Here is a 25,084-nt window from a genome sequence, read left to right on the forward strand (position 1 = left end):
GATTTTGACGCAGAAACAGTACAAGTATAGCGGGTGACGGGGCTGCCGCATCGTTATGCGGCAGCTGCCGGTTACAGCGTCGGGTAGTCGATGTAACCTTCCGCACCGCCGCCGTAGAAACTCTCCGGGCGCTGCGGGTTAAGCGGAGCATCCTGCTGCAGGCGGGCAACCAGGTCCGGGTTGGCAATAAAGTCGCGGCCAAACGCCACGGCATCAATCAGGCCGCGCGCGATCAAATCATCCGCTTTTTCCACGCTGTAGGCGCCGGCACCGATGATCACACCGGGGAAAGCCGCGCGGACTTTTTCGCGGAACGCATCAGTGTAAGGTTTGCCACCCGCCCAGTCTGGCTCAGAAAGGTGCAGATAGGCCAGGCCGCGTTTGCCCAGTTCACTGATATACCAGAGCGCAGCTTCCTCTTCGTCCGGGCCATTTTCCAGGTTCTGGAACGCCCCGACAGGTGAAACGCGGATCCCGACGCGATCGGCAGACCAGTTGGCGATCGCTGCATCCACAACTTCCAGCGCAAAGCGGCCGCGCTTTTCAATCGAGCCGCCATACTCGTCGTCGCGCTTGTTTGAGTCAGGCGACAGGAACTGGTGCATCAGATAGCCGTGCGCTGAGTGCAGCTCAAGCAGGTCAAAGCCAGCCTCGCGGGCATTGGCTGCAGCCTGGCCGAAATCCTGCACAATCTGCTTAATTTCATCGACGGTCAGTTCGCGCGGCACGGAGGTCTCTTCGCGATACACGCTGCCGTCAGCGGCGCGCAGCGAGGTACGGGTACCGGCTGGCAGGGCAGAAGGCGCAACCGGTGCATTGCCTTCTGGCTGCACGCTATAATGTGAAATGCGGCCGGTATGCCACAGCTGGACCGCAACGTGGCCCTGAGCAGCGTGAATGCCTTCGTTGATCATCTTCCATGCATCAATCTGCTGCTGCGTATGCAGGCCTGGTGCGCCCGCATAGCCTTTAGCCTGAAAAGAGACCTGCGTCGCTTCAGTAATAATCAGGCCCGCTCCGGCACGCTGCTGGTAGTACTCAGCCATCATCGGCGTGGGAACATCACCCGGCTCAATACTGCGCAGCCGCGTCAGCGGTGCCATGAATACGCGGTTAGGAACGGTAACTGCACCCACTTTCAGCGGGGAAAATAGCTGTTTGCTCGCCATAGTAATTCCTCTATTAGACCGGTCGTCTATAAACATCTGTTTTAAAAATGCGGGCCGTTAAGCCACTGTTCGATAGTGCTGAGTGCCAGATTAATCGGATCTGGTTCGCGGGAAATTTTGCTCTGCAGACTGGCGCCCAGCCAGAGCAGATAGCAACGCTGCGCAAGCTGCACCGGAGTCTGATTAAATAGCAGCGGCTGTTCAGCCGCAGCCTCGGTCAGGCAGTGTGCGTAAGCGGCAATAATGGCGCTGGCGCCGCGCTGCAGCGCATCGCGCATCGGCTCTGAGAGATCGCATACCTCAGCCGACAGCTTGACGCCCAGGCAGCCCATAATAAGCCCCTGCTCAGCAAACAGCTGCCGGCCTGAACGAAAATGCGCCAGCAGCCGCTGACGCGCAGGCAGGGATGGCAGCGTCAGCTGCTGATTGATCTGCTGCAGATAATTGACGAAATAGCGCTCCAGCAGCGCAACGCCAAACGCCTCTTTAGAGCGGAAATAGTAATAGAAGGACCCTTTCGGCACGGCCGCCAGCGTGAGTACTTCGTTGAGTCCCATTCCGGTAAAGCCGCGCTGCAGACAAACCTGCTCGCCGGTAGCGAGCAGGTGTTCACGGGTTTCATTACGTTGCACACTTTTGTTCATGAGCAAAAGCCTAGTAGACCAGTCGGTCTAATGCAAGCGTCAGCTTTTCTGCTGGCACGATTTGATCATATCCAGCTGCGGCTGATAAACCTGCGTCCGGATGTCAAACAGGCCCAGCAGCGTATGAAACAGGTTATCCTGGGAGACCGGCTGCGTTGCGGCCTGCCGCCGCAGACAGCTTTCATCCAGATGAAACGCGCTGGCATAGCCGGGTGAGAACCACATCAGCAGCGGAATGTGCGTCTGCTGTGACGGGGCAAGCATCCAGGGCGCGCCGTGCAGGTACATACCGTGTTCGCCCAGCGACTCACCATGATCCGAAAGATAAACCAGCGCCACGTTAAAGCGGTCGCTCAGCGCTTTTAGCTTGTCGATAGTCTGGCTAAGCATGCTGTCGGTATAAAGCAGGGTATTGTCATAGGTGTTGACCAGCGCCTGCGGATCGCAATCCTGAATCTGATTACTGTCGCAGGTGGGTGTAAAACGACGAAATGCAGCCGGATAGCGCAGATAGTAGGCCGGGCCGTGGCTTCCCATCTGATGCAGCACGATCACGCTGTCGTTATGTAAACTGTCAACGTAGTTATCGAAGCGGTGCAGCAGCACGTCATCGAGGCAGAATCCGCTATGGCAGTATTGCGGTAACGACCACTGCGTCATGTCAGTGTGCGGCACGCGGTCGCAGGCGCCTTTACAGCCACCATCATTCTCGCGCCACAATACGCTGACTCCGGCGTGCGCCAGCACATCCAGTACGCCCTCCTGGTGATGTGCCAGGTCAGCATCGTAATGCTCGCGCGGCATCACTGAGAACATGCAGGGTACAGAAACCGCCGTCTCGGTGCCGCAGGAGGTCGCATGCGGATAGTAAATCACCTGCTGCTTCTGCAGCTCCGGATTGGTCTGGCGCGCATAGCCGCCCAGCGAAAAGTTCTCCGCGCGTGCCGTTTCTCCCACAACCAGCACCACCAGGGTTTTTTTAGCTGCCTGCGCGATCAGCGGGCCTTTGCGGGCATCCTGCCCGATTTTAATCAGCGTCTGGCTGCCCTGCAGATAGCGCTTATCGACATAATGGCCAGCACCGCTAATCACATTGGCTGGCGTGATCATTTTTACCAGCCCTTTGTTGTTACGGATCAGCGACGCATAATCTTTGTAGAACAGGGCAGCCATCAGCAGGATCACCAGCAGCGCCCCCAGCGCTCCCGCCAGCCGCTGCAGGATGCTCCACCACCAGCGCTGACTGCGCCTGACGCGCACGAAGGCGATAAGCAGCACCGGCAGCAACCCCATCAGCAGCATCCAGACCAGCCAGCGCGGGCTTACCAGCGCACCCGCCTCTTGCACGCTGGATTCAAAGACGTTGGCCACCATATTGGTGTCGATTACCGTCCCAAAGCTGAACATAAAGTAGCTGGCTGCTGCACTGATCAGTACCAGTACGATCAGCAGTGGCTTGCGAACCCATGGCCAGGCAAACAGGCAAAACAGAAGATAAAATGCGGCCGTCAGCACGACCGGCATGCTGGCAGCAAAAAGGTAGTCGTGCAGACGGGTATAGGTGATGATTTTCCACGCCTGTTGCAGAAACAGCGCGTTCAGAATCAGCGCGAACAGCAGGGCAGCCAGCAGATTAAACCGGTTTTCGTGACACTGTAACTTAATGGCAGGTTTCATTGAGGTTCATTATCAAGTCAGAATGGACGCACAGTAGAGAAGAAATCTGAGGATAACCTTAAACGCACTTCAGATGACGTTATTGTTAAAGTTAAATAACACTTATTGATTAGATCAGAGAGCCGGGCAGGTACGCTTTCTTTTAGCACCGCAGCTTGCAGTTCACGCGGAAACTGTTATCACTATGTTATCCAGTAGCGAATCAGAGGCAGATGTGGCTGAACAACTCGAGTTTTTCCCGGTACCCAGCCCCTGTCGCGGCATCTGTCAGACCGATGCGCGCGGCTATTGTCGCGGCTGCCTGCGAAGTCGTGAAGAGCGTTTTAACTGGATGCGCTTCAGCGATGCGCAGAAGCGTGAAGTGCTAAGGCTGTGCCGGCAGCGCTATCTGCGCCTGCAGCGTCAGCAAAAACCGGATGCGGATCAGGATCCGCAGCAGCCCTCGCTGTTTTAAACGCCGCTTCTGTCCTCATTTCGTTATACTCCCTTTTTTAACATTCAATGCAGGGAGTTTTGTTATGTTACAACCACAGGCTATCTCCCCTCAGGGGCCGGCTTTCTCTCCTCTGGTGGTCGGCTACTGGCGGTTAATGGAGTGGGGGATGACACCACAGCAGCTGGTCTCATTTATTGAGTATCATCTCTCCCTCGGGCTGACCACGGTCGATCATGCGGATATCTACGGTGACTATCAGTGCGAGGCGGCGTTTGGCGCTGCGCTGCGCCTGGCGCCACAGCTGCGCGAACAGCTGCAGATTGTGACTAAGTGCGGCATCGCAACGCGGGCCAAACCTGAGCATCAGATCGGACACTACATCACCGATGCCAGCCACATTCTTCGCAGTGCGGAAAACTCGCTCACGCATTTTGCGACTGACTACCTCGACCTGCTGCTGATCCATCGTCCCGATCCGCTAATGGATGCCGATGAAGTGGCCGAAGCGTTTATGCAGCTGCACCAGAGCGGTAAAGTGCGTCATTTTGGCGTCTCAAATTTTACCCCGGCGCAGTTTTCGCTGCTGCAGTCGCGCCTGCCGTTTACGCTGGTGACCAACCAGCTGGAGATCTCGCCGCTGGAGCAGACCGCGCTGCTGGATGGCACGCTCGATCAGTGTCAGCAGGCGCGGATGCGTCCTATGGCGTGGTCCTGCCTCGGCGGCGGCCGTCTGTTCAGCGATCCACACTACCAGCCGCTGCGCGACGAGCTGAGCCAGGTTCAGCAGGAGATCGGTGCGGCCACGATTGAGCAGGTGGTCTATGCCTGGATTATGATGCTGCCATCCCGGCCACTGCCGATCATCGGCTCCGGTAAAACCGGCCGCATCGGTCAGGCGGCAGAGGCGGCTGCGCTGACGCTTAATCGCCAGCAGTGGTTCCGTATCCGTAAAGCCGCGCTCGGCTACGATGTGCCCTGAAGCGTAAAGCTTCGTCAAACTGCAGCAGCGCGGGCAAAAAGCGTCCAGACTTATCGGGTCTATCAACCGTAAGGAGACGTTATGAAAAGAACGCTTATTGCTCTTATTACGCTGGCCTGTTCGGCCGGTGCCAGCGCTGCTTCTCAGGAGGTCACGCTGCATCAGGTTTCCGCCCAGGGCGTCGGCGAGGCCGTGGGTAAAGTGACCATTACGGAAACGGACTACGGTTTGCAATTTACCCCGGCGTTATCCGGTATGAAACCGGGCATCCATGGTTTCCATGTGCATGCTAAAGGCAGCTGTGAACCTGGCGAGTCGCAGGGGAAAACCGTGGCAGCCGGCGCTGCGGGTGGCCATCTTGATCCGCAGAACAGCGGCAAACATCTCGGTCCTTATGCCGACGGGCACCTCGGCGATCTGCCGGCCCTCTATGTTACAGATGACGGCAAAGCCAGCTATCCGGTGGTTGCGCCGCGTCTGAAATCGCTCAGTGATATTAAAGGTAAGGCGCTGATGGTTCACGTGGGCGGTGATAACCATGCCGATCATCCTGAACCGCTGGGAGGCGGGGGAGCGCGTCTTGCCTGTGGCGTAATCTGATCAACCGCGGGTAGTGCAGCAAGGGCTGCCCGCTGCAATAAAATTCTGACACCGTTTAATGCTACTCAGGACGATTATTCCGCTCTATCATAGCGATACAGTCAGGGAACCACTCAGGGGCAGGAATGAAAAGCTTAGGGATAGTGCTGCTGGCACTGTTACTTGCAGGGTGCGATCGGCCCAGGGATACGCAGCTGCGTCTCGACGCCAGCCGTCAGCTGCAGCGCAATATAGATACCAGTCCGCTGCGCGCCAGCTGCGAGCATATCGCCCGCGGCCGGGAGTGGCTGACGCCGCACAGCGTGCAGCAGCTGGAAAAGCACCATTGCCAGAACGTGCTGCGTAGCGCCAGCGAAACCAATTTCCTCAATACGGCGATCTATACGCAGACTATCCCGGTGGTCTGCGGCTCAATTCAGGGGCGCAGCTTTACCGGAACCACGCTGACCCGCCGCTTTATCTACTCTTATGATGAAAAAGCGCTGGTGATCAGGCCGGAGAGCGAACAGGATAAAAGCCGGTTTGAAGATCGTAAAACGCTGGCGCAGCTGCAAACCGATTTTCAGAATCAGTGGGCAAAATATTGCCGGTAATTACTCCGGCAGCGCCTGCTGCAGCTGAGCCAGCGCACAGCGAAGCTGCCATAACATGCCTGCCAGCGTATTCGCTTCACCGCTGACCTCTGAACCGGGCCGGAATATCTGTTTATCAAGCGCCTGCAGCGTCTGCTCCAGGGCGCGATGCTGCACGCCGCGCCGGCTCATGATCGGGTGCAGATCCTGAATACTCTGGTCGCGCAGCTGCGCCAGCGCGCTATCCGCAGGCTGCCACTGGCGCAGCTGCCAGACAATATGCGAGCAGTTCAGCAGAACAACGCCCCAGCGCAGCAGCCAGAGACGGGCCTGCGCATCGCGGCTCTGCGTCAGCTGGCCGATATGGTGATAGATATGTGATTCAAAACGATATTCGCTCAGGCGTGGTCGTCTGCGCAGCTGGTCGAGAAAAGCGTAACGAATAGCGTGGATATAACGGCGGCTGCGGCGCATATCAGAACCCGGCCGCAGCAGCTGAAAGGCCATCCACGCCAGCAACACGCCGCACACCTTTGCCAGGTTGTCATTAATGAAACGCTGAAAATCCCACTCAGGCGGATTGGTGACGGCGATAAACGATCCCATGAACACAATGAACTGCCCCCACAGCGCCGCCCGTTTTTTCTGCTGTAACCTGAAGAGCTGCAGCGTCAGCAGTAGCGGAAAAAGCACGGCTAAAAACCCGCCCAGCGCATTGATCTGCACCATCAATCCATACTGAAACAGAAAACTGAACAGCGACAGCCAGAGCAGAGTACGCAGCAGCAGCAGAACGCTGCCGCCGGGCGAAGGGGCTGAGGCGTAAAGTACGCTGGCGATAGCCGTCAGCGTCAGCGCTGCGGCACCCGATTCCCAGCGGGTAACAATCCAGAAAGCACAGCCCAGCATAATAACGGTAAACGTGCGCAGGGCGCTCCAGGCCGCCTCAACGCTGTCAGCTTCACGCGACAGTGCCGGAACGCGCGGTGGCTGAAAACGGACGCCGGTTTCGGGGTGCTGCAGCAGACGGATCCAGCGCTGCACGTCCAGCCAGAGGCGGCAGAAGGTATGCAGACGCGTGACAAAAGCGCGCTGACGAAAATCACCGCTGTCAGGCGGCGTCACGCGGCTCAGGATGCGCGCGATGCAATATTTATCGCACTGCGGCCGGGTAAGCTGCTCCAGCACCTGCGCTAACGCCTCCTGCACGTCGTCCGGTGCATCGGGCCAGTTGAGCAGCATACGGCGCAGGCCTGAGAGCATGCTGGTCAGCCGCAGCTGCTGGTGGAGCACATAGTTCAGCACGCTATTCTGCCGGCGGTAGCGGTAATGGCTCCAGAATGCCTGAATGCGCAGCAGATTCATGGTCAGAATTTCACTGATAACCTGCTCATGAGCAAGATGGGCTGTTTCGCCGCGCTCCTGCAGCAGCAAACGTGCGTGCTGCAGCAGACGCTGATGCATCTGCTGCAGCGAGCGCATCAGATGGCTGCCATCTGAGGTAGCGGGCAGCAGCATCAGCATTATGCCCGCACAGAGAATACCGGTGATGACTTCACAGACGCGCGCCTGGGTAATCGTCCAGAGCTCAGCCGTGTCGCTGACGTTAACGCTGCTGAACGCGATGATAGCGGCGGTGTAGCCAGCGAGGGAAAAAGCGTAAGCGACATTGTTTTGATAATGGCTGGCGATCCAGGTGCAGAGCGCCAGCCAGCTGGCCATAAAAAAAGCAAACAGCCATGGCTCATTTAGCGTGTGACCGGCAATCAGCAGCGCGGCGAGCGCGCCGGTAAGGCTGCCGGCAATCCGCCCCAGGCTTTTACTGATTGCACCCCCCAGTCCGGGAAAGCTCACGACCGCCGCCGACGTCATCGCCCAGTAGGGCTCATCCAGCTGCAGCAGATACGCCATAGTCAGGGCCAGGCACATCGCCAGGCTAATGCGCAGGGCGCTCCACCACTCACCGCGTGTGGCTCTGATCCAGGGCAGGTTATGCCACGCCAGCCAGTGCAGTTTCATGCTCGCCTCAGTGCGCAACAGAGATGGTACAGGTGGTGCCCGCAACCAGCCGGACATTAGCGGGCAGCTGCGTCAGCCGGATACGTACCGGTACCCGCTGCGCCAGCCGCACCCAGGGAACATTGGGTTTGATATCCGGCACCAGGCCGCTGTCGGTCGCTACGCTCTGGTCGTAGATAGCGCTGCCGATGCTTTCTACTTCTCCCTGCAGCCGGGTGCCATCGCTATAGAGCGCAATTCGCGCTGCGGCACCAGGCTGGATATGGCGCAGTTTAGTCTCTTCAAAATAGCCCACGACATACCATGAATGACTGTCAACCAGTGCAAACAGCGGTGTTCCCGCCGTCGCATAGTTGCCAGGACGCAGCGTCAGATTGGTTATCCAGCCATCGGTGGGAGCCGTCAGTGTGGTCTGCTGCAGATTCCAGCGCGCCTGATCCAGCGTCGCCTGCGCCGCTTTCTCCGTAGCGGCAGCCGCTTCAGCGGTTAGCTGAGCGATATCCCGATCTTCTGCTGAAATAACATTACGCGGCAGTTCTGCCCGCCGCCGCGCTTCATGCTGCGCTTTTGCCAGATCGCTCTGTGCTTTCGCCAGCTGTGCTTCAGCGCTCGCTACCGCGATTTGCCACGGTTTTGCATCAAGCTCAAGCAGCACGTCGCCTTTGTGTACGCGCTGATTGTCCCGCACCCGCAGCTGAGTAATGCGGCCGGAGATCTCAGGCGTCACATCAACCAGTTCAGCGCGCACTTTGCCGTCGCGTGTCCAGGGCGCCTGCATGTAGGTATTCCACATCCACCAGGCGGCCAGCAGCGCCAGCGCAAAAACAATCAGGGTCGAGAAATATTTCAGGGGATTAAAGGTCATGGTCGGTTATCCATATTGCACCAGCCACAGCGCGGCTGACACGCAAAGCACAAACAGTGAGAGATCCAGCAGAGTGGGGTGCCAGATATCACCGGCATAGAGCCGGTCGCGCAGCAGAGGATGGATCAGCAGCCAGAAAAAAAAGCCGAGCAGCACGGCCTTAAACAGCGGCGGAAACAGCAGTGAGGCACCAAAGACCAGATCGGTCAGGGGCGCTGCTGCAGGAAAATCAGGGGTGGGCATGTGTCATCATCCTTTGTTGACTCAGGCAATGTCATGATAAGCGTAGCGATATCCACTACGTCTGGCCTGCTATTTGTATTTTGTCCTGTAAACTCGCAAAATAGTGTAAAATCTGGCTTGATAGCTAGCAAGCTAATTATAAGGAGATGAAATGGATACGCCACTTGGAACCGACCTGTCGCGCCTGGTGCGCATCTGGCGCGCGTTAATCGATCAGCGCCTGAAGCCGCTGGAGCTGACACAAACGCACTGGGTGACTTTGCATAATATTCATCAACTTCCGCCAGAACAGTCGCAGATCCAGCTGGCTAAAGCGATCGGTATTGAGCAGCCTTCGCTGGTGCGCACGCTGGATCAGCTGGAAGAGAAGGGACTGATCACCCGCTCCACCTGCGCAAACGATCGGCGGGCGAAACGCATCAGGCTGACCAAAGAAGCCGCACCGATTATCGGGCAGGTAGAGCACGTTATTGATGCAACCCGCGACGATATCCTGGCTGGCATCAGCGCCGAAGAGATCAATCAGATGGTCACGCTGATTGCGCGGCTTGAGAAAAATATTCTCGAATTACAGCATCGCGAAAAATAAAAAACCGACGCCAGGCGTCGGTTTTTTTGCGCGTCAGAGTTAGCGCGGAGAGACTGTGACCTGGCTGCCGTTAGAGGCCAGTACCACGCGCTGGCCTGGTGAGTAGCGGCTCGCATCCTGCTTCTGCACGACCATGATGGTATTACCATCATCTTTGCGGATTTCCAGCTCAACGCCGTTAGATTTGTTAACGGCACCCTGTACGCCCTGGCCCGCAACGCCGCCCAGTACCGCACCGCCCGCCGTCGCCAGGCTGCGACCTGCACCACCACCGATGGTGTTACCCAGGAAACCACCCAGCACCGCACCGCCAATTGCACCAATGACATTGCTGTCATCGCCACCCTGAATCTTAACCGGGCGCACTGACACCAGCGTGCCGTATGACACATTTTGGACCTGCTTGGCTTCACTGGCGCTGTAAACATCGCCTGAGAGGGTGTCATTGCTGACACAGCCTGCCAGCGTTACACCAGCGAGGGCCACGGCTATGAAACGCTTAATCATCAGAAAGCTCCTTTATAAAAAACGCCATGTTCTCATCCTGCTCTGCACAGAGTATAAGACAGAAAGCGACGCATGGATGCCATGCCGCACAATCAGTACCAGAGTCGCAGCATAGAGTATGCCTCATCAACAAAAATTCAATCCGCCGGTAAAAATATTTCTGCTCTGCTGCACTGCGCATGGCAGAGTGAAAAGCAGAAAGTTATCATCATATTAGAAAGGCGGCATCAGCAGAGTGCCGGCGCCGGCGCCCGCCGGATAACGAGGAGCTATCGTGATAAAGTCAGGACGCTATATAGGAGTGATGTCAGGCACCAGTCTGGATGGCGTGGACGTGGTGCTGGCGGCGATCGACCGTCACATGGTGGCGCAGCAGGCGAGCTACTGTCACCCGTTTCCGCCCGCACTGCGGCAGCGGGTACTGGCTATATGCCAGGGACAGCCGCTGACGCTGTCGCAGCTCGGGCAGCTGGACACCGAGCTGGGTAAGCTGTTTGCTGAAGCGGTGGTCACCCTGATGCGTCAGCAGGCGCTGGAAGCCGATGACATTGTGGCCATCGGCTGCCACGGTCAGACCGTCTGGCATGAACCCGGCAGCTTCGCCCCTAATACGCTGCAGATTGGCGATAATAACCAGATTGCCGCCGCCACCGGCGTGACCGTAGTCGGCGATTTTCGCCGGCGCGATATGGCGCTGGGCGGGCAGGGTGCGCCGCTGGTGCCTGCGTTTCATCAGGCGCTGCTCATGGACAGCAGTGAACGCCGCATGGTGCTGAATATTGGCGGCATCGCTAACCTGTCGCTGCTGATCCCGGGGCAGCCGGTGCGGGGCTTTGATACCGGACCCGGCAATATGCTGATTGATGCCTGGATCTGGCGTCATCAGGGGGTAAGCTACGATCATAACGGGACCTGGGCCGCCAGCGGGCAGGTGGTACCCGCGCTGCTGGAGCAGATGCTGAACGATCCCTGGTTTGCGCTGCCGCCGCCGAAAAGCACCGGGCGTGAGTACTTTAATCCTGACTGGATAGGGCGTCAGCTACAGGCTTTTCCTGCGCTGGCACCGGAGGATGTGCAGGCTACGCTAAGCGAACTGACGGCGCTGACAATTGCACAGCAGATCCAGCTCAGTAACGGCTGTGACCGTCTGCTGGTGTGCGGCGGAGGTGGCCGCAATCCGCTGCTCATGGCGCGGCTCGCGGCGCATCTTCCCGGCACCGAGGTGACCACTACCGATGCCGCGGGCGTCAGCGGCGATGATATGGAAGCGCTGGCCTTTGCCTGGCTGGCGTTCCGGACCCTCTCTGGCCTGCCAGGCAATCTGCCTGCGGTCACCGGGGCGCGTGAAATGAGCGTGCTGGGTGCTATCTATCCGGCAAATAGCCGGCCGACACGATAAGGAGAAGTAATGAAGAGATATATGCTGGCAGCGGGCTGCCTGGCACTGAGCGGCTGCGGTATGCTGCAGAAGCCGGCCCCGCAGCCCGAAACGCTGCACTACCAGTGCGGCACGCTGCCGCTGACGGTTACGCTGGATAACAGCAAAGAAGAGGTCAGCTTTATTCTTGATGGCAAGCCGCTGACGCTGAAACAGACCGTCTCCGCGTCGGGCGCGCGCTACAGTGACGACCACTACGTTTTCTGGTCGAAAGGCAACAGCGCTTTTGTTGAGCGCAATGACAGAATCATTATCAACGACTGCGAACTGCAGGACGCGGCGAACACCAACCGGTCTTAATACGATTAAGAGAGACGCTATGAGCGACAGCGACAGCCTGCAACAGATTGCCCATCTGCGCCGGGAATATACCCGCGGCGGCTTGCGGCGCAAAGATTTGCCGGACGATCCTCTGGTCCTGTTTGAACAGTGGCTGCAGCAGGCGTGTGCCGCGCAGCTGCCCGATCCCACCGCCATGACGGTGGCGACGGTAGACAGCAGCGGTCAGCCTTATCAGCGCATTGTGCTGCTCAAGCACTACGATGCTGCAGGCTTTGTCTTTTATACCAACCTTGGCAGCCGTAAAGCGCTGCAGCTGGCAGAAAACCCGCGCATCTCGCTGCATCTCCCGTGGCACTTTCTGGAGCGTCAGGTGATGGTGCTGGGCGAGGCGGAGAAGCTCTCGCCGCTGGAGGTCATAAAATATTTCCATAGCCGCCCCCGCGACAGCCAGATTGGTGCCTGGGTTTCTAAACAGTCGAGCCGTATCTCTGCGCGCAGCGTACTGGAGAGCAAGTTTCTGGAACTTACGCAGAAATTTCAGCAGGGCGACGTCCCGCTGCCCTCGTTCTGGGGCGGATACCGCGTGCGGTTTTCTGCCATTGAGTTCTGGCAGGGCGGCGAACACCGGCTGCACGATCGTTTTCTCTATCAGCGCAGTGAGAATGGCTGGACGATTGACCGGTTAGCACCGTAAAACCCGCTTTTCCCCGTTTCAGCGCTGGCGCCGTGAGCGTCAGCGCTTTATGCTATAGCCCTCTTTTTTTTCGTCTCCGCATCGTAGCGGAAAGCTGTGTACCAGCCCAGGTGCAGCCCGATCAATTTGGAGTCAGTGATGACCAGCAGTAACCTGATACAACAATTGCAGGAACGTGGCCTTGTGGCCCAGGTAACGGATGAAGAAGCGTTAGCAGAGCGACTGGCGCAAGGGCCAATTGCCCTCTATTGCGGCTTTGACCCTACCGCTGACAGCTTGCATTTGGGCCATCTGGTGCCGCTGCTCTGCCTGAAGCGTTTTCAGGATGCCGGCCACAAGCCGGTTGCGCTGGTGGGTGGAGCCACCGGTCTGATTGGCGATCCCAGCTTTAAAGCCGCGGAACGTAAACTCAATACCAGTGAAACCGTAGGCGAGTGGGTAGAGAAGATCCGCAACCAGGTTGCCCCGTTCCTTAGCTTTGACTGCGGCGATAACAGCGCTATCGCAGCTAACAACTACGACTGGTTTGGTGGCATGAACGTGCTGACTTTCCTGCGCGATATCGGCAAGCACTTCTCTGTTAATCAGATGATCAACCGGGAAGCGGTTAAACAGCGTCTGAATCGTGAGGATCAGGGGATCTCCTACACGGAGTTCTCTTACAACCTGCTGCAGGGCTACGATTTTGCCGAGCTTTACAAGCGTTATGGCGTGGTGCTGCAGATTGGCGGCTCCGATCAGTGGGGAAATATCACCTCCGGTATCGACCTGACCCGTCGTCTGCATCAGCAGCAGGCCTTTGGCCTGACCGTGCCGCTTATTACAAAATCAGATGGCACCAAGTTCGGTAAAACAGAAGGCGGCGCGGTCTGGCTGGATGCGAAAAAAACCAGTCCTTACAAGTTTTACCAGTTCTGGATCAACACCGCTGACGCAGATGTCTACCGCTTCCTGAAGTTCTTTACCTTTATGAGCCTGGATGAGATTAACGCGCTCGAAGAAGAGGACAAAAACAGCGGCAAAGCGCCACGCGCCCAGTACGTGCTGGCCGAGCAGGTTACGCGCCTGGTGCACGGTGATGCAGGACTGGCTGCGGCCAGAAGGATCACCGAGAGCCTGTTCTCAGGCAGCCTGAGCGACATGACCGAAGCAGACTTTGAGCAGCTGGCACAGGACGGCATGCCGGTTATCACGCTCAGCGCGGAAGACGATCTGCAGCAGGCGCTGGTTGCCGCAGAGCTGGTGCCGTCGCGCGGCCAGGCCCGGACGATGATCGGCTCTAATGCGGTCTCTGTGAACGGAGAAAAACAGGCGGATGCCGAGTATCGTTTCAGCGACAGCGACAAGCTGTTTGGCCGCTTTACGCTGCTGCGTCGCGGCAAAAAACACTACTGCCTGATAAACTGGCAGTAAGGTGTCAGGGCCGGTTTCCGGCCCTTTTTCATGGCAAGGCAGTACAGGGTTATAATGAAAAATATTCTCGCAATTCAGTCTCACGTGGTGTTTGGCCACGCCGGTAATAGCGCGGCAGAGTTCCCGATGCGCCGCATGGGCGCAAACGTTTGGCCGCTCAATACTGTTCAGTTTTCTAATCACACGCAGTATGGTCACTGGACCGGTACGGTGATGCCGGCCAGCCATCTGACCGATATCGTCAAAGGTATCGCCGCCATCGATCGCCTTAAAACCTGTGATGCCGTACTCAGCGGTTACCTGGGTTCAGCCGAACAGGGCGAGCAGATTCTGGCGATTGTGCGTGAAGTCAAAGCCGCCAACCCGGACGCCTGGTTTTTCTGCGATCCGGTGATGGGGCATCCTGAGAAAGGCTGTATTGTGGCACCGGGCGTAGCGGAGTTTCACTGCAAACAGGCGCTGCCCGCCAGCGATCTGATTGCACCTAACCTGCTTGAACTGGAGATGCTGAGCGGACAGACGGTGGCTGACGTTGAGCAGGCGGTTGATGCGGCGCGTCTGCTGATTGCGCAGGGACCGAAAGTGGTGCTGGTTAAACATCTGGCCCGTGCCGGCCGGCGCAGCGACCGCTTTGAGATGCTGCTGGTTACCGCTGATGAGTGCTGGCATATCAGCCGTCCGCTGGTGGACTTTGGCGTGCGTCAGCCGGTAGGCGTAGGCGATCTGACCAGCGGTCTGCTGCTGGTGGATCTGCTGCACGGCAAATCGCTGCAGCAGGCGCTGGAGCATGTTACTGCAGCGGTATATGAAGTGATGCTGAAAACCCATGAAATGGGAGAGTATGAGCTGCAGCTGGTCGCGGCACAGGACGCTATCGCGCAGCCGCAGCAGCATTTCGCGGCAGAAAAACTCTGACTGCACGGCAGGCCGGTTTCAGCGCCGGCCTGTCGCACTGTTTACGCCAGCCCCTCTGCCTGCAGCGCCGCCTGAACCGCCGGACGCTCACCCACGCGGGCAAACCACGCGTCCAGCGCCGGCATCTCATCCAGCTGCAGCTTCACCGCTTTCGCCCAGCGCGTCACCACATACAGATAGATATCGGCGACGGTATAGCGCGTGCCCAGCAGCCACTGCTTGTCTTCCAGCGCCGCATTGACCAGCTGAAACTTCTTCTCCAGCTGGGCACGCAGCTGCGGTTTGTACGCGTCTGGCGTATCGGGGCGGAACAGCGGCGAAAACCCTTTATGCAGCTCGCTGCTGATAAAGCTCAGCCACTCCAGCGTATGGTAGCGCGTCAGGCTGCCGGTCGGAGCCAGCAGATGGTAATCAGGTTTGAGATCCGCCAGATACTGCACAATCGCCACGCCTTCAGTCAGTATCGTCCCGTCATCAAACTGCAGCGCCGGAACCTGACCTTTAGGGTTAATCTGCCAGTAATCCTCACCCTGTTCCGTCAGTTTCTTCTGCAGATCAACATTAACCTGCGTAAAGTCGAGGCCGCATTCGCGGGCGACGATATGGGGGGAGAGGGAACAGGCGCCGGGCTTGCAATAGAGTTTCATTGTTGCATCTCCTCAACAAATGATATGAGTGACGTGACAAACATGGCACGCCGGATAGCGGACTCTGAGTAAACTACAAGGGAAAAAGAGAGATGGGAAGGGACTTATCAGCTGAAAAACGGCTCCGGTGCGCAGTAACAGGCGTGCGCAGCGCGGAGCCGGATGCGGTTATTCGCTGGCGCCGGCGCGCTTCAGCGCACCCTCAGCGGTATCCTGCGTCATGCGGTTGAGCAGCGGGGCGGTAACCAGCATCAGCAGGGCAATCACACCGGTGGCAATACCAATCTGCTGGAATACCTGGCTGTAGACCGCCAGGGAAGTGTGCGGATCGGTGACATCCTGCGGCACCGCCATCAGGTTGGCCACCTTACCGGCGATCATCGCTGCGCCTGCGGTAGTCAGGAACCATGAGCCCATGATAAAGCCCATCAGACGCTGTGGCACCAGCTGCGCGACCATGGCCAGACCCAGGCCGGAGATCATCAGCTCACCGATACTCTGCAGGGCATAGCTCAGGATCAGCCAGTTAACGGAGACAATACCTGCCTGATTTGCAAAGCCGGCGCCGAGCGGCAGCACCAGAAACGCGCCGGAGCAGAGCACCATGCCAATGGCAAATTTGTGCGGCATCGGCAGCTTATCGCCCAGCTTGTTATAGACTGCGGCCAGCAGCGGGCTGGCGACCATGATCCAGAACGGATTCAGCGCCTGGAACTGCTCCGGCTCAAACGCGATGCCGAAAATGGCGTGTTCAACGTTGCGGATCGCAAAGAAGTTGAGCGAAGTCGGCATCTGCATATAGAGCACAAAGAAGACAATCGCTTCCACCATCAGCAGAAACGCCACAATCATTTTACGGCGCGCGGCACCCTGCAGCGTGAACGCTTCTTTGGCAAAGATCAGAACAATGCCCAGTGCGACAACGCCGAGCGTTATGCGCGCAATGCTTTGATGATGCAGCAGCCAGGTGGCGAGTGCGATCAGCACCGCAACGCCCACGATGGTCAGCAGCAGTTTACCCACCTGCAGCGGAGCAAAATCGGGCTTTGACCCATACTCTTTCACCAGCCGCTTGAAGAACAGGAAGTTAAGCAGCGTGATCACCAGCCCCACGACGGAGAGAGAGAAAGCGGCACCCCAGCCATATTTTGCTGCCAGCCACGGCGTCAGCATCATTGAGAACAGCGAGCCAATGTTGATCGACATATAGAACATGGTAAATGCGCCGTCGATGCGCGGATCGTCTTTGGCGTAGCAGGTGGAGAGCAGCGAAGAGGGGTTCGCTTTGAACAGGCCGCTGCCCACAGCAATGGTCGCCATGCCGACATAAACCAGCGTGGTGTCATGCCCGGAAAATGCGATCAGCGCATAGCCGAGTGCCAGCACCATGACGCCCAGCACAATGACGCGCTTGGTGCCGAGTACTTTGTCACCCAGCCAGCCGCCGATAGCCACCAGACCGTAAACCAGGGCGCTAAAGGAGGTAAACAGCGTAATGGAGTCCGCTTCAGACATCCCCAGCTGTTTGACCAGATAGACGGCCATAATGGCCTGTAAGCCGTAGTAGCCGAAACGCTCCCACAGCTCGATAGAGAAGATCAGATAAAATGCTTTAGGTTGCCGGAAGGCGTTGAGGCTTACTGCCTCGTTAGTGTGTTTGTTTGCAGTTGACACGTATACCTCAGTTTATACATCGCCTGTTTTGTAACAGGAATTAAGTCTGCGTCGGTCTGGGTCATCCCGCGCAACATTGTTATTAGAAAGGAAAAACGGCGCCTAATTTGGCTGAATCGGGGCCACAGGGCAAGCATTTTTTACACGCTGGCGTAGCGAATGCCGGCAGGGCAATCTCTGCGGCTAAGCGCGATGGTTTAGTGTTTAATAGGGTGTAAAACGATTGTAACAGAATAAACACGCAGCGCATAAGTTTGGTAAACCCCTTTACTGAAACAAACCGCCTGAGAGGCATAAAGCGGAATAACAGACTGTTGCTGAATATTTATACGATATATGCTGCTGTTTTCGCGTGAATTATGAGCATAATAGGTTGATTATTGAGCTAAAAGAGCAGGGCGGGGTTTCCGGAAAGCTAATTAGTTGATCCAGCGCACAAATTCTCCAATTAATTAGCCGCATGAAAAAAGAAATGGCGCGCTGTTCGTGCAGCAAATCTCTTTTTATTGAGGAAACGAACGAAAACGCTGAGGCCAGCCAGCGCTGAACGCTGTTCACGGCTTAACTGAAACATCAACTCATCCTTTCAGACGAATAAACAGCCGTGGGCAGACGCGGTTTATCATAAATTTCATATACTCATGTCAGTACAATTCCGGGGGCCGGCGTGAAACCGGCCAGATGTTCAGCGTACTGGCGGTGCAGTGCCGTCAGTAAACCATGAGGGAAGATGATGCCGTTGATACTGGGTGAGTTATCTGGTGCTCCGCAATGGGTGCCTGCTGTATTACTCGTCACACTGTCGCTCGCAATGGGCTTTCTGGCGCGATATATCCTTCTCAGCCTGATTCGTTACTGGCAGGGACGGGATAAAAAACTGTTTAAATCTCTCGAAAAACATCTGCGCGGCTCGATGTTTCTTATTTTACCGCTGTTATTCATCAGCGCCGGCGTAGATTATGTGAATATTCAGCCGGAGTCGCTGGGCTTTATTAATGCCGCTCTGCACATCTTTATTATATTATCCTTCTGCTCGCTGATGATCAGGATGATCAATGTCGCGCAGGACATGCTCTTTATCCGTTATGACATTAATATCTCAAATAACCTGCGCGCGCGAAAAATCCGCACGCAGATCATGTATGTAAAAAAAGTTGTGATTGTTGTGCTGGTAACGCTCTGTTTGTCGTTGATTTTGCTTAGCTTTCCGGGTGTGCGTAAGTTTGGCACGACGATTCTCGCCGGGGCAGGCGTTGCCGGTATTATTATTGGCTTTGCATTACAGAAATCGCTGGTCAATCTGTTTGCCGGTATTCAGATTGCATTTACGCAGCCGATAAAAATTGATGATGCGGTGGTGGTAGAAAAAGAGTGGGGCTGGATTGAAGAAATTAATCTGACCTATGTTGTGGTGCGTCTCTGGGATCTGCGCCGGCTGGTATTGCCGATAACCTACTTTACAGAAAATCCGTTCCAGAACTGGACGCGTAATAACGCACAGATTTTAGGTTCCGTCTTTCTTTATCTTGATTACTCTATGCCGCTGGAACCGCTGCGCGAGCATTTTGAGAAGGTGCTCAATGAAACCCGGCTCTGGGATCGGGAAACGCAGGTGCTGCAGGTAACGGAAACAACCGAAAAAACCATGACGATCAGGCTGCTGATGACGGCACATAACTCGCCTACCGCGTTTGACTTACGCTGCTACGTGCGGGAAAAGATGATTGAGTTTATTCAGCAGCACTATCCGCAGTGTTTGCCGCATGTACGGGCTACGCTGAGCCATCCGGAAGCGTAACCAGACAGGAGAATGCGGTGCCGCTGACCCCGGCACCGCGCTCAGATGTCCGTCTTATCACGGTATTCGCACAGGTCTTCGATCAGGCAGGCGCCGCAGCGCGGCTTGCGTGCTATGCAGGTATAACGCCCGTGCAGAATCAGCCAGTGATGGCAGTCGACCTTAAACGCGGCAGGCACCACTTTAAGCAGTTTCTCTTCAACCTCTTCCACATTTTTACCCGGCGCAAAACGCGTGCGGTTACTGACGCGAAAAATATGCGTGTCGACGGCGATGGTGGGCCAGCCAAAGGCGGTGTTCAGCACCACGTTAGCGGTTTTACGCCCGACACCCGGCAGCGCCTCAAGTGCGGCCCGATCTTCCGGCACCGCGCCGCCATGCTGTTCCAGCAATATGCGGCAGGTTTTAATCACGTTTTCCGCTTTGCTGTTAAACAGCCCGATTGTCTTGATGTACTCTTTGACGCCGTCGACGCCAAGCGCCAGCATGGCCGCCGGGGTGTTCGCGACCGGATAGAGCCGGGCCGTGGCTTTGTTCACGCTGACATCGGTCGCCTGAGCCGAAAGCAGTACCGCAATCAGCAGTTCAAATGGCGAGCTGAACTGCAGCTCAGTGGTCGGATGCGGGTTGTTATCGCGCAGACGGGTCAGGATCTGCAGGCGCTTCTCTTTATTCACACCGCTTTCCCGATTTCGCCTGGCGCAGCCACTGTTTTAGCTTCCGCTTCAGCGCGCAGCGCGGCGCGCTGTTTCATTTTCTGATCGATAAGATACTTTCCTGCCAGCAGCATACCCAGACCGATGAAGGCGCCGGGTGGCAGCATAGCCAGCAGCATCGGTGAATCAAAGTGCACGACTTCGATGCGCAGTGAGGTTGCCCACGGGCCGAGCAGCTGATCGGCACCGTTGAACAGCGTACCGCTGCCAATCAGTTCGCGAATGGATCCCAGCGTGACCATGGCGCAGGTCGCTCCCATACCGATAGCGAACCCATCCAGCGCGGATAGCGGGATACTGCTTTTTGACGCTACCGCTTCAGCACGGCCCACGACAATACAGTTAGTGACGATCAGCGGAATAAAGATCCCCAGCGACTGATAAAGACCGTAGGCGTAAGCGTTGATCAGCATCTGAACGCAGCTGACAACCGAGGCGATAATCATCACATAAATCGGGATACGGATATCTGCCGGTACCCAGCGGCGTGAGGCGGAGATTGCACTGTTGGTAATGGTCAGCACCAGCGTCGTGGCCAGCCCCAGCCCCAGCGCATTGGTTGCGGTGGAGGTCACCGCCAGCAGCGGACAGAGTCCCAGCAGCTGTACCAGCGCAGAGTTATTTTTCCATAAACCGCCAATCAGCAGATTTTTCGCTTCACTCATGGTGTTTCTCCACATTCCGGCAGCGAACGCAGCGTCGCTGGCAGCGTTTCAATATAGAGCGCCGTGCGTTTAGTGGCGTTAACCACCGCGCGCGGCGTAATGGTCGCACCGGTAAACTGATCGAAATCGCCGCCATCTTTCTTCACGGCAAAATGCGGGTCATCGGCCCCTTTAATCTGTTTTCCATTAAAGCTGTTGATCCAGTCAGAGATGCGCAGCTCAATTTTATCACCCAGCCCGGGCGTTTCATGGTGTTCAATGACGCGCACGCCCAGCACGGTACCGCTGAAGTCAGCGCCTACCAGGAGCTGAATGGCGCCGGAGTAGCCATCGGGGGCGGTACTTTCCAGCGCTGCGGCCACCGGCTTGTCGCCTTTACGGGCAATATAGAGGTGATGCGGCTGCTCATTACCCAGCGCCGCATTGTGCACCAGATAACACTCCTGCTGAATAGCATTATCGTACAGCGCGGTCGGTACCACCTGATCCAGCAGGTTTTTCTGCTGCAGCGCAGTCTGATGCTCAACGGTGGGTTTGGTCACATAGTTCACCACGGCGGTTACGCCGGTCGTCACCACTGCAAACATCCCCAGCGTTACCGCGTTTTTGCGAATAGCGTCGATCATACCTTAATCCTTCCGGTGACCATAAACGCGCGGCTGAGTGTAGTAGTCAATCAGCGGCACGCAGATGTTTGCCAGCAGCACGGCGAACGCCACGCCATCCGGATAGCCGCCAAAGCTGCGGATCAGCCAGACCAGCAGACCGATCAGCGCACCGTAGATCAGACGCCCCCGGTTAGTGGTGGAGGCGGTAACCGGATCGGTAGCGATAAAGAATGCGCCCAGCATGGTCGCACCCGAAAAGAGGTGGGTGAGCGGTGTATTAAGCGTCTCAGGCGAGAAGATCCAGCCGAGCGTGGCGCATACCGCCAGCGAGGCGAGCATGCTGGCCGGGATATGCCAGCGAATCGCATTTTTTGCCAGCAGCAGCATGCCGCCCAGCAGGTAACCCAGGTTGACCCACTGCCAGCCCAGTCCCGCCAGTACCCCGGCGTAGATTGGCTGAGCGTGAAGCTCTTCGGCGCTGTGGCCGGCGCGCAGTCCGGTTTTAAACGTATCGAGCGGCGTGGCCTGACTGATGCCATCCACCCCGAGCTGCAGCTGCTGCATGGTATCGCCGGCCAGCGTATGGCCGCGAAACACCATACTGAGTGAATCCATCAGATCCGGTTTTACCGCCTGCAGCGCATCGGGCGGCAGCCAGCTGGTCATCTGCACCGGAAAAGAGATCAGCAGCACAACGTAGCCGACCATTGCCGGGTTGAACGGATTCTGGCCCAGGCCGCCATAGAGCTGTTTGGCAATCAGAATCGCAAACAGGGTGCCCAGAACAATCAGCCACCAGGGGGCAAGCGGCGGCAGGCTGATCCCGAGCAGCAGCGCCGTCAGCAGGGCTGAGTTATCTGCCAGCACCGGCTTTACGGCGCTGTGGCGCAACCGCAGTATCGCCGCTTCGGTCAGCAGCGCCGTCGCAATAGCCAGCACAACCTGGATAAGAAAACCGCTGCCAAAGAAATACCACTGCGCCGCCATGCCGGGCAGGGCCGCCAGTACCACCAGTAGCATAATGTTACCGGTGCTGCGCCGGTTATGAGTATAGGGAGAGCTTGCGATACGAAAGGCCATTTATTCCTCAGTGGTCGAAGGCTGCTGCTGCGCTTTACGCGCTTTAGCACGGGCGACCGCCGCAGCGATGGCCGCTTTGCGTGGGTCTTCAGGTTCAGGTTCAGCGGATACCGCCGGCGGCAGCGAGCTTTCCGACTGCGCGGCCGCTTTTTTCGCTTTGGCACGGGCAATGGCGGCGGCGACGGCGGCTTTGCGCGGATCGTCTTCCGTTACCGGCTCAGGCGTTGCGGCGATCGGCTCGTCTGCGGTTGTGGCCTGCGCGGCCGCTTTTTTCGCTTTGGCGCGGGCAATAGCGGCGGCGACGGCGGCCTTGCGCGGATCGTCTTCCGTTATCGGCTCAGGCGTTGCGGCGACCGGCTCGTCCGCGGTTGTGGCCTGCGCGGCCGCTTTTTTCGCTTTGGCGCGGGCAATGGCGGCGGCGACGGCGGCTTTGCGCGGATCGTCTTCCGTTACCGGCTCAGGTGCCTCTGCTGCGGGCATCGCAGCAGGAGTGGCCTCAGGACGCTCGGTTGCCGCCTTTTTCGCTTTTGCCCGCGCAATCGCGGCTTCCACTGCCGCTTTACGCGGGTCGCTCTCTGCCGCAGCCTCGCTCTCTGGCTGAGCCGCTTTTTTCGCTTTTGCCCGGGCAATCGCGGCTTCCACCGCCGCTTTACGCGGGTCGCCTGTCTGACGGGTAACCGGCTGCGTCTCTGCCTGGGTTGCTGCCTGCTGCGCCAGCGCCTGTGCGTGACGCGCTTCGCGTTCGGCCAGTTCCTGCTCTGGCGTTTTCGCCTGACGCGCCTTAATACGTGCAGCAGCGGCGTCGCGTTCACCGTTATCGCTGCGTGCAACGCGCTGCTTCGCCTCTTCATGACGCGCCTCGCGCGCCAGTTTCTCACGTTCTAACCGCGCCTGACGCGCCTCAAAGCGTGCCTTAGCCTCCGCCGTGCGCTTCGCTTCAAGATCGATGGCGCGCAGCTCAGCTTTTTCCTGCCGGTAATACTGAACCAGCGGAATATTACTCGGGCAAACGTAAGCGCAGGCCCCGCATTCAATACAGTCATCGATATTATGCGCGCGCGCTTTTTCATGATCGCCGCCCTGGCTATACCAGTAGAGCTGCTGCGGCAGCAGCTTCGCCGGACAGGCGTCGGCGCAGGCGCTGCAGCGAATGCAGGATTGCTCTTCCTGCGGCGCAGCCATTTCGCTGGCGGCAGGCGCCAGAATACAGTTGGTGATTTTCACAACCGGCACGTCGAGGGAAGGCAGGGTAAAGCCCATCAGCGGCCCGCCCATGATCACCATCTGACGCGGCCCCGGCTGAAAACCGACCTGACGCAGCAGATGACTCACCGGGGTGCCAAGACGCCCCCAGACGTTGCGCGGTTGCGCAATCGCGTCGCCGGTCAGCGTGACCACGCGCTCGGTGATGGGTTCACCATCAACGATCGCACGCTTAACCGCCCAGGCGGTGCCGACGTTCTGCATCAGCACACCAATATCGGTTGAGCGTCCGCCGTGCGGCACTTCCCGCCCGGTCAGGATTTTGGTCAGCTGTTTGGCCCCGCCAGAGGGATATTTTGTCGGGATAACCCGGATCTCAATATCGCGCTCGCCGCGCAGCGCCTGTTTCAGGGCAGCTATCGCTTCAGGTTTGTTATCTTCAATACCCACCAGAACGCGTTCCGCCTGCAGTACCCAGGCAAGGATCCGGCAGCCTTCCAGCACTTCGGCGGCGTAATCCTGCATCAGCCGGTCATCAGCGGTGATGTAAGGCTCGCACTCTGCGGCATTGATGATTAATGTTTTGACACCCTGCAGGCCGCCACGCAGTTTAGTGGCGGTAGGGAACCCGGCGCCACCCAGGCCCGCTACGCCGGCGCTGTGAATGCGTCGGATAACCTCTTCCCGGCTCAGCGCACGGTAGTCGGGCTGCGCATCACGTTCAATCCAGCGATCTTCACCGTCAGCGCGCAGGAAAATGCACAGCTCTGAGAGCCCGGACGGGTGCGCCGTCATATGTGGCGCGATAGCCTCTATAGTGCCTGAGGTTGGCGCGTGTACCGGCAGCATGCGTCCGCTGCCAAAGGTGAGCGGCTGGCCGCGCAGCACGCGATCGCCTGGCGAGACGCAGATCTCACCTTCATGGCCAATATGCTGTTTCAGGGGAATAACAAACTGTTCAGGCAGCGGCAGCGTGCTCAGCGGCGTACCGTTAGACTGTGTTTTCATTTCCGGCGGATGAATACCGCCCTGAAAATCCCACAGCTTCTCTTTGCGAAACAGATTTAACAGATTAAGCATGATGTTCTGCCGGGATCACTTTTACAGGAATGGTGTTGAGATCCCACTTCCAGCTTGCTGGAGTGGCGGCGACCGGGCGCATTTCAATGCAGTCAGTCGGGCAGGGAGCCACACACAGGTCGCAGCCCGTGCAGACGTCGCTGAGCACGGTATGCATGGCGCGCGTGGCGCCGACGATCGCATCCACCGGACACGCCTGAATGCACTTGGTGCAGCCGATACAGTTCTCTTCGTCGATCCACGCCACGGTGCGTACCGGCGTAAGGATTTCGGCACCGCCATCGAGCGGCTGCGGCTCAACGTTCAGCAGCTCCGCCAGCCTGAGCATGGTCTGCTCGCCACCCGGAGCGCACTTGTTAATCGCTTCCCCGTTGTTGCCGACGGCATCCGCATAGGGACGACATCCGGGGTAGCCGCACTGACCGCACTGGCTTTGTGGCAGTACGGCATCAATCTGTTCGACAATAGGGTCTTCTTCAACTTCAAAACGGCGCGAAGCGTAGCCGAGCAGGCCGCCAAAAATCAGCCCCAGCGCGCTGAGTACAGCGATTGCTATCCAGATAGCGGTCAT

Annotated in this window: 26 protein-coding genes; 11 read left to right on the forward strand and 15 right to left on the reverse strand. The window is 57.6% G+C overall.

What is annotated here, in order from left to right:
• Positions 1 to 71: 71 nt before the first annotated feature.
• From B4056_RS06875 to eptA, 3 genes are read right to left on the reverse strand one after another with little or no spacing between them, the layout of a single operon-like run.
• Positions 72 to 1,169 (reverse strand): alkene reductase, encoded by a 1,098-nt coding sequence (locus tag B4056_RS06875; RefSeq protein WP_113655489.1) that lies wholly within the window; start codon positions 1,167 to 1,169, stop codon positions 72 to 74.
• Between the two features lie 41 nt (positions 1,170 to 1,210).
• The gene (locus B4056_RS06880) at positions 1,211 to 1,813 is read right to left on the reverse strand and encodes a TetR/AcrR family transcriptional regulator (RefSeq protein ID WP_039384141.1); all 603 of its coding nucleotides are present in this window, start codon (positions 1,811 to 1,813) and stop codon (positions 1,211 to 1,213) included.
• A 39-nt stretch (positions 1,814 to 1,852) separates the two neighbouring features.
• Complete coding sequence (gene eptA, locus B4056_RS06885; protein ID WP_094111262.1) at positions 1,853 to 3,490, reverse strand: phosphoethanolamine transferase EptA; 1,638 nt, start codon at positions 3,488 to 3,490, stop codon at positions 1,853 to 1,855.
• Between the two features lie 184 nt (positions 3,491 to 3,674).
• On the opposite strand from eptA, the gene B4056_RS06890 reads away from it, so the two are divergent.
• The 4 genes from B4056_RS06890 (at position 3,675) to B4056_RS06905 (ending at position 6,098) form a co-directional block, all read left to right on the forward strand.
• A complete protein-coding gene (locus B4056_RS06890; RefSeq protein ID WP_162287178.1) occupies positions 3,675 to 3,944 on the forward strand; it encodes a DUF1289 domain-containing protein in 270 nt (89 codons plus the stop codon).
• Positions 3,945 to 4,008: 64 nt separating this feature from the next.
• Positions 4,009 to 4,905, forward strand: a complete 897-nt coding sequence (locus tag B4056_RS06895) for an aldo/keto reductase (protein WP_094111263.1) — start codon at positions 4,009 to 4,011, stop codon at positions 4,903 to 4,905.
• An 81-nt stretch (positions 4,906 to 4,986) separates the two neighbouring features.
• Complete coding sequence (sodC, locus tag B4056_RS06900) at positions 4,987 to 5,505, forward strand: superoxide dismutase family protein (RefSeq protein WP_094111264.1); 519 nt, start codon at positions 4,987 to 4,989, stop codon at positions 5,503 to 5,505.
• A 125-nt stretch (positions 5,506 to 5,630) separates the two neighbouring features.
• A complete protein-coding gene (locus B4056_RS06905; RefSeq protein ID WP_039384148.1) occupies positions 5,631 to 6,098 on the forward strand; it encodes a hypothetical protein in 468 nt (155 codons plus the stop codon).
• Here B4056_RS06905 and B4056_RS06910 read toward each other — a convergent pair whose 3' ends face one another.
• Genes B4056_RS06910 through B4056_RS06920 form a run of 3 tightly spaced genes read right to left on the reverse strand, consistent with a single transcriptional unit; the run spans position 6,099 to position 9,204 of the window.
• The gene (locus B4056_RS06910; protein ID WP_288654195.1) at positions 6,099 to 8,096 is read right to left on the reverse strand and encodes an FUSC family protein; all 1,998 of its coding nucleotides are present in this window, start codon (positions 8,094 to 8,096) and stop codon (positions 6,099 to 6,101) included.
• A gap of 7 nt (positions 8,097 to 8,103) precedes the next feature.
• Complete coding sequence (locus tag B4056_RS06915) at positions 8,104 to 8,961, reverse strand: HlyD family secretion protein (protein ID WP_039384152.1); 858 nt, start codon at positions 8,959 to 8,961, stop codon at positions 8,104 to 8,106.
• A gap of 6 nt (positions 8,962 to 8,967) precedes the next feature.
• Positions 8,968 to 9,204: a DUF1656 domain-containing protein gene (locus tag B4056_RS06920; RefSeq protein WP_039384154.1), complete on the reverse strand. Its 237-nt coding sequence runs from the start codon at positions 9,202 to 9,204 to the stop codon at positions 8,968 to 8,970.
• A 151-nt stretch (positions 9,205 to 9,355) separates the two neighbouring features.
• Here B4056_RS06920 and slyA point away from each other — a divergent pair, with 151 nt between their 5' ends.
• On the forward strand, positions 9,356 to 9,793 hold the full coding sequence (gene slyA, locus B4056_RS06925) for a transcriptional regulator SlyA (protein WP_039384157.1): 438 nt from the start codon (positions 9,356 to 9,358) through the stop codon (positions 9,791 to 9,793).
• A 39-nt stretch (positions 9,794 to 9,832) separates the two neighbouring features.
• Here slyA and slyB read toward each other — a convergent pair whose 3' ends face one another.
• Positions 9,833 to 10,300: an outer membrane lipoprotein SlyB gene (gene slyB / locus B4056_RS06930; RefSeq protein WP_039384159.1), complete on the reverse strand. Its 468-nt coding sequence runs from the start codon at positions 10,298 to 10,300 to the stop codon at positions 9,833 to 9,835.
• 277 nt (positions 10,301 to 10,577) lie between these two features.
• Between slyB and anmK the strand changes: the two genes are divergently transcribed.
• The 5 genes from anmK to pdxY all read left to right on the forward strand — a co-directional run bounded on the left by anmK (position 10,578) and on the right by pdxY (position 15,042).
• The gene (gene anmK / locus B4056_RS06935; protein ID WP_288654222.1) at positions 10,578 to 11,699 is read left to right on the forward strand and encodes an anhydro-N-acetylmuramic acid kinase; all 1,122 of its coding nucleotides are present in this window, start codon (positions 10,578 to 10,580) and stop codon (positions 11,697 to 11,699) included.
• Positions 11,700 to 11,708: 9 nt separating this feature from the next.
• Positions 11,709 to 12,038 carry an MliC family protein gene (locus B4056_RS06940; protein ID WP_039384161.1) on the forward strand — a complete coding sequence of 110 codons (330 nt, stop codon included), beginning with the start codon at positions 11,709 to 11,711 and terminating at the stop codon, positions 12,036 to 12,038.
• Between the two features lie 19 nt (positions 12,039 to 12,057).
• Positions 12,058 to 12,714, forward strand: coding sequence for a pyridoxamine 5'-phosphate oxidase (pdxH, locus tag B4056_RS06945; RefSeq protein WP_071668777.1), 657 nt, complete (start codon positions 12,058 to 12,060; stop codon positions 12,712 to 12,714).
• 138 nt (positions 12,715 to 12,852) lie between these two features.
• The gene (gene tyrS / locus B4056_RS06950) at positions 12,853 to 14,127 is read left to right on the forward strand and encodes a tyrosine--tRNA ligase (protein WP_039384166.1); all 1,275 of its coding nucleotides are present in this window, start codon (positions 12,853 to 12,855) and stop codon (positions 14,125 to 14,127) included.
• Positions 14,128 to 14,181: 54 nt separating this feature from the next.
• On the forward strand, positions 14,182 to 15,042 hold the full coding sequence (gene pdxY, locus B4056_RS06955) for a pyridoxal kinase PdxY (protein WP_039384169.1): 861 nt from the start codon (positions 14,182 to 14,184) through the stop codon (positions 15,040 to 15,042).
• Between the two features lie 41 nt (positions 15,043 to 15,083).
• Here the strand turns inward: pdxY and gstA are convergent, their stop codons facing one another.
• Positions 15,084 to 15,689: a glutathione transferase GstA gene (gstA, locus tag B4056_RS06960; protein WP_039384173.1), complete on the reverse strand. Its 606-nt coding sequence runs from the start codon at positions 15,687 to 15,689 to the stop codon at positions 15,084 to 15,086.
• Positions 15,690 to 15,857: 168 nt separating this feature from the next.
• Positions 15,858 to 17,363, reverse strand: coding sequence for a dipeptide/tripeptide permease DtpA (dtpA, locus tag B4056_RS06965; RefSeq protein ID WP_113655486.1), 1,506 nt, complete (start codon positions 17,361 to 17,363; stop codon positions 15,858 to 15,860).
• A gap of 733 nt (positions 17,364 to 18,096) precedes the next feature.
• Here dtpA and B4056_RS06970 point away from each other — a divergent pair.
• Complete coding sequence (locus B4056_RS06970) at positions 18,097 to 19,161, forward strand: mechanosensitive ion channel family protein (protein ID WP_039385834.1); 1,065 nt, start codon at positions 18,097 to 18,099, stop codon at positions 19,159 to 19,161.
• A gap of 41 nt (positions 19,162 to 19,202) precedes the next feature.
• Here the strand turns inward: B4056_RS06970 and nth are convergent, their stop codons facing one another.
• From nth to rsxB, 6 genes are read right to left on the reverse strand one after another with little or no spacing between them, the layout of a single operon-like run.
• Positions 19,203 to 19,838, reverse strand: a complete 636-nt coding sequence (gene nth / locus B4056_RS06975) for an endonuclease III (RefSeq protein WP_113655485.1) — start codon at positions 19,836 to 19,838, stop codon at positions 19,203 to 19,205.
• Positions 19,835 to 20,542, reverse strand: coding sequence for an electron transport complex subunit E (locus B4056_RS06980; protein WP_039384182.1), 708 nt, complete (start codon positions 20,540 to 20,542; stop codon positions 19,835 to 19,837). Before B4056_RS06980 ends, nth begins: the two co-directional genes overlap by 4 nt.
• Positions 20,539 to 21,168, reverse strand: coding sequence for an electron transport complex subunit RsxG (gene rsxG / locus B4056_RS06985; protein WP_039384184.1), 630 nt, complete (start codon positions 21,166 to 21,168; stop codon positions 20,539 to 20,541). Before rsxG ends, B4056_RS06980 begins: the two co-directional genes overlap by 4 nt.
• 3 nt (positions 21,169 to 21,171) lie before the next feature.
• On the reverse strand, positions 21,172 to 22,230 hold the full coding sequence (gene rsxD / locus B4056_RS06990; RefSeq protein WP_039384187.1) for an electron transport complex subunit RsxD: 1,059 nt from the start codon (positions 22,228 to 22,230) through the stop codon (positions 21,172 to 21,174).
• Positions 22,231 to 24,513, reverse strand: coding sequence for an electron transport complex subunit RsxC (gene rsxC, locus B4056_RS06995; protein ID WP_288654204.1), 2,283 nt, complete (start codon positions 24,511 to 24,513; stop codon positions 22,231 to 22,233).
• The gene (gene rsxB / locus B4056_RS07000; RefSeq protein ID WP_094111269.1) at positions 24,506 to 25,084 is read right to left on the reverse strand and encodes an electron transport complex subunit RsxB; all 579 of its coding nucleotides are present in this window, start codon (positions 25,082 to 25,084) and stop codon (positions 24,506 to 24,508) included. The genes rsxC and rsxB overlap by 8 nt, the downstream gene beginning before the upstream one ends.

This window comes from Pantoea sp. UBA7232, from assembly GCF_002473195.1.
Lineage (GTDB): Bacteria > Pseudomonadota > Gammaproteobacteria > Enterobacterales > Enterobacteriaceae > Pantoea > Pantoea eucrina.